Here is a 15,338-nt window from a genome sequence, read left to right on the forward strand (position 1 = left end):
CGTGGGCCTGGTAGTGATTGTGCTCCCCGCACGCGCGGGGATGAGCCGTACGTGTGGCTCACGCAGGGCCCCGACGGGGTGTGCTCCCCGCACGCGCGGGGATGAGCCCATTCCCACCGGTGTCAACGGCCAGCGTGATGTCGCCGCTGGTGGCCGACCGAAGTCTCCACCGCTTCGCCCTGGAATGATCAGTTCACCGGTCACCTCCTCCCTGTCGTGCGGTGCCGCATCCGGTAGGAATCACCCTCGGTGACCACCACCGTGCAGTGATGCAGCAACCGATCCAAAATGCTTGCCGCGGTGGTGTGTTCGGGCAGGAACCGCCCCCACTGTTCGAACGGCCAATGCGACGCGACAGCCAACGACCGCCGCTCGTAAGCCGCCGCAACCAGCCGGAACAACAACTGCGTCCCGGTATCGTCGAGCGGCGCGAACCCGACCTCGTCACAGATCACCAGGTCAGCCCGTAGAACCGACTCGATCACCTTCCCCACGGTGTTGTCGGCAAGACCCCGGTAGAGCGTGTCGATCAACTCGGCGGCGGTGAAGTACCGGACCTTCAACCCCGCCGTCACCGCGGCGTGTCCGAGCCCGACCAGCGTGTGGCTCTTGCCCGTTCCCGGTGGCCCGATCAACGCCAGATTCTGTTGCGTGCCAACCCATTCGAGACTTGCCAGGTAGTCATAGGTCGCAGCCGGGATCGACGACCCGGCGACGTCGAACGTGTCCAAGGTCTTCGTCACCGGGAACGCGGCGGCTTTGAGCCGGTTCGCGGCGTTCGACGCGTCCCGGGCAGCGATCTCGGCCTCGATCAGCGTGCGCAGCACTTCTTCCGGGGTCCAGCGTTGCGTCTTCGCGGTCTGCATCACCTCCGCCGCCAACCGCCGGACCGTCGACAACTTCAACCGCCGCAGGCCGGCGTCCAGGTCCGCGGCCAGTTCCGGGACCGGTTTCGGCGCGGCCGTTCCCGGACGAGCAGCGGTGGTCATGACGCGCTCCCGTCACCGGTGATCCGGTAGGCGTCCAGCGACCTGGTCGTCGCGGCGGGCAGGTCGAGGACCAGGGCGTCGCCGGCCGGGCGGGGTTGCGGGGCCCCGGCGCCCGCGGCGAGGATCGACCGGACGTCCGCGGCCCGGAACCGTTTGAACGCCACCGCCCTGCGCAGGGCGGCGACCAGATTCGTCGTGCCGTGCGCGGCCCCGAGCGCGAGCAGGATCTCGAGATCCTGGCTCAGACGGGTGTTGCCGATCGCGGCGGCACCGACCAGGAACGCTTCCGCGTCCTGTCCGAGCGCGCAGAACTGTTTCTCGACAGGGGTTTTCGGGCGCGGTCCCCGGTTCGGGGCCGGGCGCGGCCCGTCGTAATGCTCGTCGAGGATCGACGTCGAACCGGGTGCGACGAGTTCGTGTTCGGCGATGATCACCCCGGTGCCCGGTTCGATGATCAGCAGGGCGCCGCAGTCGACGACGAGCGCGACACTGGCGCCGATCAACCGCATCGGGACCGAGTAACGCGCGGATCCGTAACGGACACAAGAGAGTTTGTCGACCTTGCGGGTCACCGACGCCGCCGCGATCTCCAACCGCAGCGACGGTAACGCCGCCAGGACCTCCCGTTCGCCGGTGAGGCGTTCGTCGGGAACCGCGCAGATCTCCGAATGCATCGTCGAATTCACTTCCGCGCACCACGCTTTCGCCGCGATATTGGCCTCGCGCAGTGTGACGGTCCGGCCAGCGATCGCTGCTTCGGTGACCAGCGGGACCGCGAGATCTGTCTGGGCATAACCACACAGGTGTTCCACGACACCTTTCGATTCCGGATCCGAGGCGTTGCACCAGTCCGGCGAGAAACCGTAATGCGTTGCGAAGCGGACGTATTCAGCGGTCGGGACCACGACGTTCGCGACGACACCGCCTTTGAGGCAGCCCATCCGGTCGGCCAGGACCTTGCGGGGGACGCCGCCGATCCCGGCGAGCGCGTCGGCGATCATGGCCAGGGTGGTGGACTGCCGCTGGTCGGCGGCGAACGCGGCGAACCGCCACCTGGAGAACGCCAGGACCGCGCAGAACACGTGCAGGCCGGGCGCGGCTTCGGCCCAGTCGATGACCAGGAACTCGCCCGGGACCCAGATCCCGGGGCGGCGGCCGCGGTGGTTCTCGGTGCGCCACAACTGTTTCTCCTCGGCGACCAGGCGTCGGAAGTTGCGTGGTGACCCGTCGTAGCCGGCCGCGCGAGCGACCGGGAGCAGTCGTTTCGCTGTGATCCGGCCGTGGGAGGTCTTGACACGTTTCGCGACGAGGTCGCGGTATTGGTCGTAGTTGTGGGGCGCGGGCCGGTGTTCGGGCCGGGTGCCGCCGTTGGCGGCGCGTTCGACGACTCGTTTCACCGTTTTGTGTGTGGTGCCGCACAATTCGGCGGCGCCTCGGTAGGTTCCGACCTCTCGATAGGCGGAAATGATGTCCATTCGCTCTCTCGCAGACTTCAATAGAACTCCCCGGGGTCGGTGGGAGGTGACAGTTGGCGCTATCACCGTCCACCGCCCCGGGCCTGGTTCCGGGGTTGACACGAGGAGCGAAGTGGCGGGGACTTCTACTTGGCCGCCCGCGGCGACCTACACACGGCCACCAGCGGGGACTTTAGGATGGCCACGGACATCCCACCGGAGAAACCTATTCCCTCGGTGTGTGCTCCCCGCACGCGCGGGGATGAGCCCACTTCCCGAACCGGGAGATCAACCACGTCAGTGTGCTCCCCGCACGCGCGGGGATGAGCCCCGGTTGAACTGCCGACGACCGATCGGCCACGAGTGCTCCCCGCACGCGCGGGGATGAGCCCCGATCCACCTGCACTGCAAGTGCGGTGTGGTGGTGCTCCCCGCACGCGCGGGGATGAGCCCCGCGAAGGTGGTGGAAGACCGTTCTGTGTCAGGTGCTCCCCGCACGCGCGGGGATTCGGCCACCTGCGCACCCGCAATTTTCAGGGTTTCCGGGTGCTCCCCGCACGCGCGGGGATGAGCCCTACACAAAGAATACCCACTTCATATCAAGGTGGTGCTCCCCGCACGCGCGGGATGAGCCCTTAGGGTTTGGACCTGATCCGGAGGGGGTAACGTGCTCCCCGCACGCGCGGGGATGAGCCCACGCTGACGATCATTTTGATGCGAGGCTCACTGTGCTCCCCGCACGCGCGGGGATGAGCCCGCACCGGTGATCGCCAGACCGGCGGTGTTCATGTGCTCCCCGCACGCGCGGGGATGAGCCCTGCGCAGCGCCAATGTCGCTTCCGCCTGAAGACTGGCCGGGGTGGATGCTCGCGGTGACGTCGGCGATATCGGGCAGGTCCTGGTTCCCGGATTCCGCGGTGGCGGCGGTCAGGGCGGCTCGGTGTCGGGCCACGGTGCGTTCGACCGCGTCGCCGAGGTTGTTGAACAGTTGGTGATCGAAGCGGATTACCAGCTGTAGGTGGTCGACTGGGACGCTCGACCGGGAGTGCCTGGACCCCGAACTCACTCTTGTGGGTTCGGGGTTTCCCTGTGTCGGGCGAGTAGCTCGCGTTGCTGGATTGTCGCGACCGGTGCCGCCATTTGGTTGGCGTCGTGGTCCTGCCGCGCGTGGGTGGCGTGGCGCATCAAATGTGAACCCCCGCGCCGACACGACGTCCTCGACACGGTCCACCGTCGCACTGGAGTAGAGAAGAACCACACGGTCTCAGGCTTCCGCGATGGTCCCGAGTAGTTCCCGTACTTCCGGTATTCGTGAGTGTGGGCGAATGTCGTGGGCGATGCCTGTGACGATGGTGTGTAGTCGTGTGGATGCGATGGCGGTGATGGTGTCGAAGTGGGTGGTGAGTAGTGCGCTGCCTTCGGCGATGTCACCGGCGTGGATGTGGTTTTGGGCCAGTCTGACGGTGGTGTGGGCTTGGAATGGTCCGCTGTCGCCGTGCTGGAGTGCGGTGTGCAGGTGCCGGTGGGCTTGCTGGTGGTTTCCGGTGGCCATGTGCGCTATGCCGGTCAGGGCGTCGAGTTCGTGTTCGGGCAGGTACACCCAGTCCGGGTCGTGCCCGCGCGTGGATTCGTAGGCGCGGTGTGCCCGGCCGATCGCTGTGTCGACTGCGGTCTTGTCGCCGGTGGCTCCGTGGGCGACTGCTTCCCGGAGGGCGGCCAGTGCCCGCAGGTGCGGGCCGCCGTGTCGTAGTGCGGTGGGCTGGGCGGCTTCGGCGAGCTGGATTCCTTCTTTGGGGCGGGAGCCGGTGCCGTAGGAGATCGCGCCGGTGGTGGCGAGAGTGCTGGCGTTGAGCAGTGCGTGGGCGACGGCGAGAGTGTCGCCGGAGGTGTTGGCCGCTATCACTGCGCGGGCGTAGTACTGGCGTGCTTCGTCGCGGCGACCGGCGTCGAAGTGGATCCATCCGGTGGCGGTCATCATTTCCGCTGCGGCGCTGGTCAGTTCGCGGCCGATGGTGTCGGTGTAGTGGGCGGTGTCGAGCAGGTGCTCGATGTAGCGGACGTGGCTGGCGGCGGTCCGGCACAGTCCGTCGCCGCCGACGACCCAGTCGAGATCACGGATCTCGCGGATGGTGGCTTCGATGTCGGCGATATCGTTTGCGCCGACCGTGACGCTGGTGGCGGTGCGTTCTCTGGCCGGTGGTGGTGTGAGCGCTGCTGGGGCGGTGGCGGCCCCGAGTGCTGTTGCTTTGAAGAACTGGCGTCGTTTCACGTCCGCCTCCTCGTCCGAGTCCACCACCAGTATGGCAAGCGGGACGTGCAGTGCCTCGGCGATGCGCCGCAGGACCCGCACGTCGTGGACGGCGGCGCTGTTGTGCTCGAGTTGGGAGATGGCGGGCTGGGTGTAGCCGAGGAGGGCTCCCAGCTCCGCTTGGGTCATGCCTGATGCCTGACGGATCCGGCGGATGACCTCCCCGGTCGTCATCCTCATGTCTGCCCCCACAGTCGGTGAACGCGTGCGCGGGATCGCCGCGATGTCGAGATGAGTTGCTGGTCAACGGATTCGGTCCGTGACGACACGATATACGGATTGCCGAATATTTCACAGGGATCGCGTATACGCACCGGGGGACGTCGCGGACCCCGATCTACGGTCGGGTCCGCACCCGGCACCGGGCCGGTACATCCGGCCCGGCGGCGATGGCACCGGCAGCGCTGCACCGCCGGTCGCGTGCCGCTTTCGATGCCGAGTGCGCCTGTCGAAGCCGCTGATCGGAACGAGGTCCGATATGCACACCCTGGCCATGCACCAGACGGTCGCCATGATCGCGCAGGAACACCACCGGGCACCGTCGACACCGTTCACGGTCGCCTCCGCCCACCGGGTGGCGCAATTCCACATCGCCTGCCGCGCGCAGCGCTGCCCCCGCAAAGCCGCCGCGCTGGAGGCCCTCGCCACCGCCGGCCGACTCGTGCCCTCGACCAGACATCCGCGGTGACCCCCGATGAATGCACCGTCCAGTCACGGTGGCCAGGCTGCCGGGAGCGGTACCGGTCGGCGTGTATCGCAGGGGAAGTGATCGGCCATGCGGCCCACCCGTGCGCCCCGGCGTATCCGCCATCTCCATATCGAGTCCGGCGCACTGACACTGGACTACCAAGCCTGCGCCGAACAAGCCCAGCAGGTCGCTGCCGAACTGGCGGCCACCTTCGCCGACACCGGGCTGACCGTGACCGTCGACGACAACGTCAGCGCCGACATGCCACCGCTGCCGTGCGCGCGACTGTGGCCGTGACCACCACAGTGACTGCCCGGCAGCCATTGCCCCCCAACCTCGATATCAAGGAGCGCCGTGACCAGCCAGCTCGCCTGGATCCTGTGGCCGGGCTCGGTCTTCGCCACAGCGGTGATCAGCTACCGGATCGGGACACGCGTCCGCGCACACGACAGCACCAGCCGCGACCCGGCAGAGGGCCCGATACCGGCCCAGGATCTGCGAGATAGTGTGCCGATGAACCGCGACGAGGCCGAGTTGCCGCCGTTGCCTCCGCCTCCGGTGCGCTGGTGGATCGACGAGGACGACACCGCGATCTTGCCTCGCATTCCATGACCCGGCACCTCCCGGTCCGCCGCAGACCCCCTGCCTCCTCGCCTCAGTCCGGCAGGTGCTCAACCATGGACACGACACCGGACTCTGTCGGCCGATCTGCCGATACATGTCACGTCAACATATAATCGAAACTATGTTCTCCAGGGTTGTCCCTGGTGATTCAGTCTTCAACGTAGTCGTCGTAGGGGTTTGTCCTGCTTGGCTTCTGGCCCTGGGCTGTTATCTCGGGTGTCCGCGACGGGCTGTTGGTGATCGTTCGGCGCGTTGCCTCCATCGAGACGTCGGCCCGCCACTTCGGCGCCGGGCGGCCGAGAAGCTGGCATGCTCTCGCCCGTATTACGGCGTCCCGCAGCGGATCCGGCGGTGACGGCCTATCGTTTCGGGATATGTGGCTGTATGCCGTATGGGGGTGTGTCGGCGCGGCCGTCAACTGCGGAATCATCTATGTCGAGGCCACCCGGAGAGTGAAGGGCTGGCCCTGGTCCAAGCCCCACGGCCCGGGTGGCGGTCCGTACGCTGTCTCGATTCTGGTGCAACTCGGCATCGGGGCAGGTGCCGCCGCCGGTATCGTCGACAGTGGACTGATCGTCACGAACGTCGCGGCGAGCGGCTTGGCCTTCGTGATCGGTACGGCCACACCGGTGGTCGTGAAGAAGGTCAGCCAATACGTAGAAGCGCTTCTGCCCGACGAGGACGATTTCGCGAAGAAAGGCCACGGCGACCGCGACACCATGACGGAACAGCCGGTGCCGCAAGGCGAGATGGGCCTCGCGAACAGGAGCCGCGGCGACCTGGAGTCACCATGAGCACTCGTCTCTTCGGCCGCCAGTTGCTGGCGGCGCTGGCCGGGTCGACCCCGGCATTCACCCCGGTCGCGACCGAGGAACCCCGTAACAGTGCGTATCGCATCCTGGCGGCGCTGGCCGGGTCGACCCCGGCATTCACCGCAGGTAGCTCTGACGAATGTCGACGCCAGTCCGCCTCCCCACAATCGCCTGAGGAGCCAGCCGATACGAATTCCGCCCAGGCAACCCCGCCTATCGACCCAGCTGCGCTCGGCGACACTGATCGAGACCTTGCTGGTGAAGACCTGCACAACACGGACCTGAGCGACGCGGACCTTTACAGCCGGAACCTGTACAACGTGAACTTGGCCGGCGCGGACCTGACCGGCGCGGACATGGCCGACAGGGACCTGGAAGACGCGAATCTGACCGGCGCGGACCTGACCGGCGCGGACTTGACCGGCGCGGACCTGACCGGCGCGGACCTGACCGGCGCGGACCTGGAAGACGCGGACTTGACCGGCGCGATCCTGACCGATGCGATCCTGACCGTCGCGGATTTGACCGGCGCGATCCTGACCGACGCCAACCTGACCGGCGCGGACTTGACCGGCGCGATCCTGACCGGCGCGGATTTGACCGGCGCGATCCTGACCGGCGCGAACCTGCCGGTAGTAAGCAGTATCTCTAACGTGGCGTGGTCGGATGAAACCAGGTGGGGCCCTGCTGCCGATGAGATTCGTGCCCGCTCGGTCCGGCAGAGCGACGACACCTACATTCTGAATCCCGGTAAAGGCCAGCGAGCAAAAATTTTCACCGGTGCCAACCTCCTGTCGTAGTGACTCCTGCACCGAGTCCCGTGCGGGCCCGCGCACATCGCGGCCCAGCTACTCTCGGCCGCCGCCCCCGCTGTCCCGGGGCGAACGGTTCACTGCCGCCAGCGAAGCGGCATAGATTGCTGTCCGTGAGCGGCTTCTCCGGCTTCCCGCCCCATAGCGCGGCCATACAGCGGCCCGGCCGAACCGCACCGCGACCGATGTCCCGCGCCGAACGCACCGGTGCCTGCCGCACTTGCGGCGAATTGCTAGCCCGAGTCGAGCAACTTGAGCAGCGGATCGCGCGACGGGAAGCGCGTCTCGACGTTCTCAGGCAGCCGCCCCCGGTGCCGTCGCGGCCCGCGCAGCGCGTTGAAACCGGCTGAGATCCTCACTATCCGTGCGCGGTACCTCGAAGACGAGACCTTGACCTAACGGCCGTTGAGTTCGGCTGCGGCTACGTCACATCGCCAAGATCGGCGACGGAAAGATCCACGACGGGCCCGGCGGGCGCTGGTCCTCGCCATTGGGCACCACACCCGCCCGCAGCCGCACGCTGGGACCATCCGCGCCGGAAGGAAGCACCACCTACCTCAACGCCACATCAAAGACACCGTCCACACCGCAAACAGCACGGTCACGGGCGTTGCCGACACGCAAACCCTGGGGAACGTATGTTCGAAGACTGGCCAGATGCCTTTCAACCGTCGCCGCGACGAGTGATCGACCCGCCCAGGCCAGTGATGGTCCACCTCCCGACCCTCCTGCCCGCCAACGCGCCACGAGGATTCGGCCAGGACAAGATACTGATGCGAGTCAAGGCCGGCGGGCTCGATCTCACCTGTACCGTCCCGGGCCTGCTGCACGCGTGGGTCCTCGGTAACGAGGGCACCTGGTACGGAATCGTCGAGTTGATCGTCTACACCGGCAACGGCCATGGCCGGTTGAGGGTAACGCAGCTGTGCCCGGCCTCGTCCCTTGCCCGGCCAGGCGAAGCCGGGGGCGGTCGATAGTCGTGTATCGCCACTCCCGCTGAGCCCCACGCGATCGCTGGGGCCGATACGCGACCTTGCGGGTAACTTGTGACTGCGGGACGACCAAGCGGTTGTTCGCATGCGCGGGGAATACTGCGAACATAATGCAGACGTTTAAGAAATTCTCGCACTAATGACTATTTCCCATAGTTCGGCGGCTCATCTTGTGGATCGCTCGATATTCTGAAGATATTTTCAGCTAGCTGCATGGCTGAACTCGTCGTTTCTTGGGCGATCAGGTGCGAAAGTGGCTCGTGTGAGTCGCGGCTCAGATGTGTTCCGTCATGTCCGGAATGTGCAACGGTAGCAGCATCCGCGAACCTAACTTTTCGCTTCTCGGCAACGCGGTGTATTGCCGGACCAAGCTCGCATGATTTGCGTACAGAATCGAGGTCATATTCTGAACTGAGTTCAGCGAATCCGGGCTTAGCGGCATCAAGATGTGTTGGACTGACCAATAGTATTGCAGGCACGCTACTTGTCCGGGTCCAGGCTATGCGCTCGATGTCATCAATATATCCATCCAGCGCCGCCGCAATCTCGTCCGGCTCTCGATTAAACCTGGATTTCAGATCATTTACACCCAGCATGATAACCACCATGTCTAATGGCGAGTGGCTACGTATGCAGGGCCGAAAATAGGTTCGGCCATTGCGATCATCGCGTTCCGGATCGTCTAGGTCAGTTGTGCGACCGCCTAGACCTTCCTCGAGAATGGAATATTCGCTACCTAAACACTCTTGCAAACGACCAGTCCAGCGTACATCGGCGGGCCATCGGCCCCGCCCTTCCGAACGTTGACCGAAGGTGTTGGAGTCGCCGTAGCACAAGACGGTGAAAGCGTTAGGGTTAACAATCAATGTTCGGATTCCTACAGGTCAGATGGGCACACCAATGTGTTCGGCAACGCTGGCAAGTCCATCCAAGCGTTGTTTGCCTCGTCGGGTCAGTAGCTCGTTGGTCAGCGCGTGGGCCAAGGGTACGTGACCGATGAACTCTGGTGCCAGCGAGCACGCCTGGCGAAGTGTACTCACCGCTTCAGTATTTTCCTGATTATGAACCTGAGCATGTGCATAGTTAATCAGCCTGCGGCTGCGCAATACCGGCGGAACCCCGTTTCCGCCGTCGCTGCCGACGGCAAGTTTAATAGCTTCGCGTGGCTGATCCGCTGCCATCTCGTTTACAACACCGAAGCTAGCGGCAGATGTACGGCCAAAAACATTGGACGCCTCGGGCCTCGTTGCATAGTCATAATCTAACTGCCTCTCGGCCGATTCGCATAAGCGCAAATACTGCCGCGCTTGCCGGTAGTCTCCCGTTCGCGAGGCCGCGAATGCGGCGTAACACAGAAGTTCTCCCCAAATAGCGACGTGACGCGGTGTAGCGGTAGACAATCGTGGTTCGATTTCTGTGGCGGCGCGTTCGGCATAAGCTGCCGAATCGTCGTACATACCATTCTTTGCCAATAGCCACGAATAGGACCCTTTGATTGCCGCTCGTGTCAGTTCATCTCCGCTTTCTGCTGCAAGTGTGTCGGCACGAATGAGCGCCAGAGCTGCCAAGTCTTCCTGCGCCACATAACCCAATAGATTCGATGAGGCATGCAGTAATTGAGCAAGCGAAATATTCACCCGACGCCGTGGCTCACCTATCGCAGCCTCGGCGGCGTTATATGCGCTTGCTAAGACGGCAGGAAGCAAACTTTCCATTTCGCCGAACCGGGCGGAAAAAACAAATTCCATGTGCGCGCTACCGCAGTCGTAAGCTCTATCGGTGTGCCTGGCGGTGTATCTGGTATTCCCCCCATGAGCACCCGGCGCAAATTGAACATACCGCCATCGGGTGAACTGCTAATTGAGCTATCAAAAGTTAGATTTCCGCTTGGGTGGGCTGCCGCTGTAAGCGGCTGTGGTGGCGAGTGGGTAACCGCGCCAAGGGAGCTTTTGGCGAGTAGGTCGGCAAGCTGTTCGGGTGTAACTTTCAGTGCTGCTGCAAGTTTCGGCCACAGCCACGCTTGGGGCTGGCTCTTGCCTGCCTCCCAGCGAACTACCGTGGAGCGCTCCACTTTGAGACGGGCGGCTAAAGACTCCTGGGTGAATCCCAGCGCTATCCGGCGCTGTGCGAATCTGCGTCGCGCCTCGCGCCCGGCAACCCCCATGCCTTTACCGCCTTCCGTCCCTGCGTAACACCCGAGCTCAGCGGGGCAATGCCTCTTTTTCGCCTCATTAGTGCACAGCGGGCGCTCTGGCTGGTGACCGCTGCGAACGGTTTGCTACAGGGTACGGCCCGCACCCATCGGGCGGCAATGGAGGCACACGCTATGACCAGCCACGACTCACCGCCGCACCTTGCCGGTGTCGCCTGGGCGGGCCAACACCACCGAGTTCATCGACCTTCGCGCGACGGTGAGTCCTGTCGGGGGTGGGGCTGATGAGTTTTACCGGTCAGTCCATCGCGGACGCGGTTGTCCTGCGTGCCAGCGATTATCGGGTCGCTGGGAGGCTGTACTGCCGGATCGACAGTACTCACCATCGAATCTTGTTGCGGGCCACCGATATCGGTGCGATCACTATGCCCGAGCGGCTGGGGTGCCTCGTGCAGGCCCGGTGCGAGAGTATTCGTGCGCGGGGGCCGGTGTTCGAGTACGGGGGCCGGTGGACGTTCCTCACGACGCCGCATCGGTGGGATGCGGATCTCGGGACCGTCGCCAGGCTGAACTCGTTGAACGTGCAGGTTGTGCCGTTCTCGGCCACCATGCTGCTGCCGTCGCCGGGTGATCCGGTCAGGGAGCGTCGCCGCTGGGTCGTGCCGCCGCGTGATCCGTTACGGCCGGCGATGGATACCGTCCTCGCCGTACTCGATGAGATCGCCGGCGGCCACCGAGCCCGATGCGCGGTGGATTCCTCTCGTAGTTCGGTCTGAAAGAAATTCGCGCGCACCGTGTCCCGGTGTCACGTCCGGGCGGTGTGGATCGAACCGGACGAACTGCCCGGGGCTCATCTTGTCCGTACGCGGGCGGCGTGAGAAGTGCGGAAGTCGTTGTCGGACAGTGATTTATGAGAGAGGAGTGATCGATGATTGTCGGTTGGGGGAACGGCACGGTACTGCTGGTGATCGGCTTGGTACTAGGGCGTGTCTCCCAATAGATCGGTGGCGGTGCGGCAGCATGGTCGTCGTGGTTGTGGTTGGTGATCGGTTTCGGGTGTTGACGGATGCGCAGTGGGAGTTGCTGGAGTTGCTGCTGCCGAAATCCGAAGGGCGCGTGGGCCGTAACTTCAGTGATAGCCGCCTGATCGTGGAGGGATTGCTGTACCGGCTGCGGGTCAGCGGGCCGTGGCGGGACCTGCCGGCGGTGTTCGGGCCGTGGCAGACGGTGTGGAAGCGCCATCGCCGCTATGCCGCTGATGGGACGTGGGACAAGGTGCTGATCGCGTTGGCCGCGCTGGCCGACGTGTCCGGTGATCTGGACTGGGTGGCGTCGATCGACACCACGATCGTGCGGGTTCACCAGCACGGTGCGAACGCCGCCCGCCACACAGGGGGCTCCCTCGAATTACACGAATCTGCTCGATGAGCCTGCCGATCACGGGATCGGCCGGTCTCGTGGCGGGCTGACGACGAAGATCCACCTGATCACCGATGGTGCCGGTCGCGGCCTGTCGGTGCTGATCACGCCCGGTCAGGCCGGCGACAGTCCCTTTCTCGGTGAGGTGCTCGACGGTGTCAGGGTGCCCCGCCTCGGCGGCGGGGCACCACGGACGAATCCGGACGCACTGCTCGGCGACAAGGCGTATTCGTCGGCAGCGAATCGGAAACTGCTGCGCCGCAGACGGATACGAGCTGTCATTCCCGAGCGTGCCGATCAGCTCGCCAATCGGAAACGCAAGGGCCGTGACGGTGGCAGGGCGCCCTCGTTCGACCGGGAGGCGTACAAGGGACGCAACGTCGTCGAACGGGCCTTCAACAAGGCCAAACAGTGGCGGGCCGTCGCCACCCGCTACGACAAGCTGGCGCTGACCTACCGTGCAGGCGTCGTCATGGCCCTCGTAGTCGAATGGCTCAAACTATTGGGAGACAAGACCTAGTACTCCAGCATCACTTCGTGATGTGATTGGGTAGCATGTGTTTTCGTGGTGGTTGGTGAGGATCTGGCTGCGTGGTCGGCTGGGCTGGAGGAGTTGTTCGGTCGGGTGGCGGGCCGGTTTCATCGGGCCGAGCCGCGGTTGCGGGCCAGGATGTATGTGCGGGGGTTGCTGGCGCCGCTGGCGGGGAAGAACGGCTGGACGCTGGCCGAGGCGGCGGGTGATCTGACGCCGATCGGGATGCAGCGGCTGTTGAACGCGGCGGCGTGGGATGTCGACGGGGTGCGTGACGACGCGCGTGCCTATGCCGTCGAGCACCTGGGCGACGTGGACGGTGTGCTCGTGGTCGACGAGACCGGGTTCCTGAAGAAGGGCGTGAAATCCGCTGGCGTGCAACGGCAATACTCGGGAACGGCCGGTCGTATCGAGAACTGTCAGCTCGGTGTGTTCTGTGCCTATACGAGCGTGAAGGGCCGGACGCTGATCGATCGGGAGTTGTATCTGCCCAAGTCGTGGACCACCGATCGGGACCGCTGCCGGGCCGCCGGGGTGCCGGACGAAGTGGAGTTCGAGACGAAACAGGTTCTGGCGCAACGAATGCTGGAGCGGGCGCTGGATGCGGGTGTGCCGGCGCGGTGGGTCACCGCCGACGAGGCCTACGGGGGTGATTCGAAATTCCGCCGCTGGCTGGAGCGGCGCCGGATCGGATACGTGGTGGCCGTGCCCAGCAGCGCACCGGTCGTGGTGTCACTGAGAGGCAGCCGGCGCGCCGACCAGATCGTCGCTGGCGCACCACCGGACGCGTGGAAGCGCCGTAGCTGCGGCGACGGCGCGAAAGGCCTTCGGATCTTCGATTGGGCCGTGGCCACCGTGCCGACCGAGAGCGAGGCCGGGCCCGGCTGGCGGCGCTGGCTGCTGTCCCGGCGGTCGCTGACCCCGAATGCCAAGGGCGAGCTCGAGATTGCCTACTACCTGTGCGGTGCCCCGATCGGCACCAGCGACGACGACCTCGTCCGGGTCGCCGGTGCCCGCTGGGCGGTCGAGGACTGCTTCCAGACCGCGAAAACCGAAGTAGGCCTCGACCAATACCAGGTCCGCCGCTACGACGCCTGGTACCGGCACATCACCCTCGCGATGCTCGCCCACACCTACCTCGCCGTCACCGCAGCGATCGCCCCAAAAGTGTTGGCAGCGGCCTCATTCCACTCACCCTCGGAGAAATCAAACGTCTCCTGGCACACCTGATCACCCCGATCCCGGACCTCACCGCGGCACTGCACTGGTCGGCCTGGCGCAGACGACACCAGTACCATGCCAAACAAGCCCACCACCAGCGGCGACGCCGATTACATCACGAAGTGATGCTGGAGTACTAGCAGGGCTTGTGTATGCGGGGTTGATGGCGTTCCCGCCACGCGTTCCCCGGCGGAGGTCCGTGAAGGTAAGCCGGCGGCGGGTCACCGAGCAGGGCCGCGCTGATGGATGACGGACCAGTCCTCGCCGCGGACGCTCACTGTCGGTTGGATCCGGCCGCCTCTGATGATCCGGACATCTTCGACGCGTTGTTCAGGGTGCTGGAGGCCGCGACCGGCCGTATATCGTTCGCGCAGCAGCCTGCGGGGATCCCGCTGCCGATGGTCAGCGGAGCCGATGGTGATTTCGCGGTGTGGGTCGCCGACGGCCCGGTCGTCCGTGTCCTCGGGATTCACGTCCGCGGCAACGAACCGCTGGGGTTCGCGCGGTGGCCGACGCTGGGCGAGTGCGTCGATCTCCTGCCGGACCGTCTGGTCGAGGCGATCCACCAGCACCGTGACGAACTGCCTGCGCCGACTCGGGCGCATGTCGGGTAGCGGCGGGCGGAGGGCGCACGCGGATGAGCCCAGCGTCGGCCAGCACACCGCTACCACCACTACCCGCTGCACCCGCGACGGCGGATTCGCCGCTGGGCAGCCCCATCTCGTTGTGATCATCTCCTTCGACTACGGAAAGACAGCAATGCTCGCGAATCAGTCCTCGTTGCTATCGCACCAGCGGCCGTTCACTTCTCGGCTGGCGGCGAGTGTGTTCACCGGTGCCCGCACTGTCGTTCTCGACAATGATTTCGGTTTCGACGCCGACGCCTCCGTCATGCTGGCCGCCGCGGCGATGCTGATCCCGAAGCTCGTCGTCGTCACCGGCGACGAATGCGGCGGTCGGCGTGCGCAACTCGCGCGGCGGCTGCTGGATCTGGTCGGCCGGAGTGATGTCCCGGTCTGGCGTGGCCTGGACGTGCCCGGCGGGCACGATCGGTTCGTCGGTGACGGTCTCGATCTCGGCCCGGAGGTGCCCGCTCCCGTCGATCTGGTCGCCGTCGCGCGCGATCTGTGTGGTGCGTCCGAGGAGCCGCTGCTGTGGCTGGGATGCGGCCCGATGACGAATCTCGCCGAGATCGCCACCCGCGCACCGGAACTGACCGACCACATGGACGTCACCTGGATGGGCGGGTGGCTCGACGGCACCGGCTATCGCGACCCCAGCCGCGCCTCGCACATTGTCCCCGCTTAGTTCCCGTGTTGCATTAGCACGGAAAAG

At 65.3% G+C, this 15,338-nt stretch carries 17 protein-coding genes, 1 pseudogene and 2 CRISPR repeat arrays (1 of these 20 cut by a window edge); of the genes and pseudogenes, 12 read left to right on the forward strand and 6 right to left on the reverse strand.

What is annotated here, in order from left to right:
* A CRISPR array of direct repeats spans positions 1 to 109; the repeat unit is 29 nt; unit sequence GTGCTCCCCGCACGCGCGGGGATGAGCCC; it begins 408 nt to the left of the window's first position.
* Between the two features lie 91 nt (positions 110 to 200).
* Positions 201 to 989, reverse strand: a complete 789-nt coding sequence (gene istB, locus LBW94_RS36705) for an IS21-like element helper ATPase IstB (RefSeq protein WP_225062764.1) — start codon at positions 987 to 989, stop codon at positions 201 to 203.
* Positions 986 to 2,485 carry an IS21 family transposase gene (gene istA / locus LBW94_RS36710; protein ID WP_225062765.1) on the reverse strand — a complete coding sequence of 500 codons (1,500 nt, stop codon included), beginning with the start codon at positions 2,483 to 2,485 and terminating at the stop codon, positions 986 to 988. The genes istB and istA overlap by 4 nt, the downstream gene beginning before the upstream one ends.
* 199 nt (positions 2,486 to 2,684) lie before the next feature.
* Positions 2,685 to 3,019: a CRISPR direct-repeat array (repeat unit 29 nt; unit sequence GTGCTCCCCGCACGCGCGGGGATGAGCCC).
* 283 nt (positions 3,020 to 3,302) lie between these two features.
* On the opposite strand from istA, the gene LBW94_RS36715 reads away from it, so the two are divergent.
* A complete protein-coding gene (locus tag LBW94_RS36715) occupies positions 3,303 to 3,461 on the forward strand; it encodes a hypothetical protein (protein WP_225062829.1) in 159 nt (52 codons plus the stop codon).
* A 246-nt stretch (positions 3,462 to 3,707) separates the two neighbouring features.
* On the opposite strand, the gene LBW94_RS36720 is transcribed toward LBW94_RS36715, so the two are convergent.
* Entirely contained in the window at positions 3,708 to 4,931 is a 1,224-nt protein-coding gene (locus LBW94_RS36720; protein WP_323138024.1) for a helix-turn-helix transcriptional regulator, read from the reverse strand.
* A gap of 298 nt (positions 4,932 to 5,229) precedes the next feature.
* On the opposite strand from LBW94_RS36720, the gene LBW94_RS36725 reads away from it, so the two are divergent.
* The 6 genes from LBW94_RS36725 to LBW94_RS36750 all read left to right on the forward strand — a co-directional run bounded on the left by LBW94_RS36725 (position 5,230) and on the right by LBW94_RS36750 (position 8,664).
* Positions 5,230 to 5,439 carry a hypothetical protein gene (locus LBW94_RS36725; protein WP_225062758.1) on the forward strand — a complete coding sequence of 70 codons (210 nt, stop codon included), beginning with the start codon at positions 5,230 to 5,232 and terminating at the stop codon, positions 5,437 to 5,439.
* Positions 5,440 to 5,526: 87 nt separating this feature from the next.
* Positions 5,527 to 5,736: a hypothetical protein gene (locus tag LBW94_RS36730; RefSeq protein WP_225062757.1), complete on the forward strand. Its 210-nt coding sequence runs from the start codon at positions 5,527 to 5,529 to the stop codon at positions 5,734 to 5,736.
* Positions 5,737 to 5,793: 57 nt separating this feature from the next.
* On the forward strand, positions 5,794 to 6,051 hold the full coding sequence (locus LBW94_RS36735) for a hypothetical protein (RefSeq protein WP_225062756.1): 258 nt from the start codon (positions 5,794 to 5,796) through the stop codon (positions 6,049 to 6,051).
* 386 nt (positions 6,052 to 6,437) lie between these two features.
* Positions 6,438 to 6,857, forward strand: coding sequence for a hypothetical protein (locus tag LBW94_RS36740; protein ID WP_225062768.1), 420 nt, complete (start codon positions 6,438 to 6,440; stop codon positions 6,855 to 6,857).
* Entirely contained in the window at positions 6,854 to 7,675 is an 822-nt protein-coding gene (locus LBW94_RS36745; protein ID WP_225062767.1) for a pentapeptide repeat-containing protein, read from the forward strand. The genes LBW94_RS36740 and LBW94_RS36745 overlap by 4 nt, the downstream gene beginning before the upstream one ends.
* A gap of 650 nt (positions 7,676 to 8,325) precedes the next feature.
* Positions 8,326 to 8,664, forward strand: coding sequence for a hypothetical protein (locus LBW94_RS36750; RefSeq protein ID WP_225062852.1), 339 nt, complete (start codon positions 8,326 to 8,328; stop codon positions 8,662 to 8,664).
* 158 nt (positions 8,665 to 8,822) lie between these two features.
* Here the strand turns inward: LBW94_RS36750 and LBW94_RS36755 are convergent, their stop codons facing one another.
* The 3 genes from LBW94_RS36755 to LBW94_RS44550 are packed head-to-tail and all read right to left on the reverse strand — an operon-like array spanning position 8,823 to position 10,843.
* Entirely contained in the window at positions 8,823 to 9,545 is a 723-nt protein-coding gene (locus LBW94_RS36755; RefSeq protein WP_323138025.1) for a GDSL-type esterase/lipase family protein, read from the reverse strand.
* 18 nt (positions 9,546 to 9,563) lie between these two features.
* Entirely contained in the window at positions 9,564 to 10,427 is an 864-nt protein-coding gene (locus LBW94_RS36760) for a hypothetical protein (protein ID WP_225062803.1), read from the reverse strand.
* Positions 10,367 to 10,843 (reverse strand): helix-turn-helix transcriptional regulator, encoded by a 477-nt coding sequence (locus tag LBW94_RS44550; protein ID WP_416277025.1) that lies wholly within the window; start codon positions 10,841 to 10,843, stop codon positions 10,367 to 10,369. The genes LBW94_RS36760 and LBW94_RS44550 overlap by 61 nt, the downstream gene beginning before the upstream one ends.
* 272 nt (positions 10,844 to 11,115) lie before the next feature.
* Here LBW94_RS44550 and LBW94_RS36765 point away from each other — a divergent pair, with 272 nt between their 5' ends.
* The 5 genes and pseudogenes from LBW94_RS36765 to LBW94_RS36785 all read left to right on the forward strand — a co-directional run bounded on the left by LBW94_RS36765 (position 11,116) and on the right by LBW94_RS36785 (position 15,311).
* Positions 11,116 to 11,607, forward strand: a complete 492-nt coding sequence (locus LBW94_RS36765; RefSeq protein ID WP_225062816.1) for a hypothetical protein — start codon at positions 11,116 to 11,118, stop codon at positions 11,605 to 11,607.
* A gap of 244 nt (positions 11,608 to 11,851) precedes the next feature.
* Positions 11,852 to 12,770, forward strand: a protein-coding gene (locus LBW94_RS36770) for an IS5 family transposase (protein ID WP_266271503.1) whose coding sequence is annotated in 2 segments (ribosomal slippage) — positions 11,852 to 12,219 and positions 12,218 to 12,770 — 921 coding nt in all. Because the reading frame shifts where the segments join, the coding sequence is not laid out codon by codon here.
* A 63-nt stretch (positions 12,771 to 12,833) separates the two neighbouring features.
* Positions 12,834 to 14,143, forward strand: a pseudogene (locus LBW94_RS36775) (IS701 family transposase).
* Between the two features lie 102 nt (positions 14,144 to 14,245).
* Positions 14,246 to 14,617, forward strand: coding sequence for a hypothetical protein (locus tag LBW94_RS36780; RefSeq protein WP_225060480.1), 372 nt, complete (start codon positions 14,246 to 14,248; stop codon positions 14,615 to 14,617).
* Positions 14,618 to 14,729: 112 nt separating this feature from the next.
* Positions 14,730 to 15,311, forward strand: coding sequence for a nucleoside hydrolase (locus LBW94_RS36785; protein ID WP_225060479.1), 582 nt, complete (start codon positions 14,730 to 14,732; stop codon positions 15,309 to 15,311).
* Positions 15,312 to 15,338 lie beyond the last annotated feature (27 nt).

This window comes from Nocardia sp. alder85J (assembly GCF_020176955.2).
Lineage (GTDB): Bacteria > Actinomycetota > Actinomycetes > Mycobacteriales > Mycobacteriaceae > Nocardia.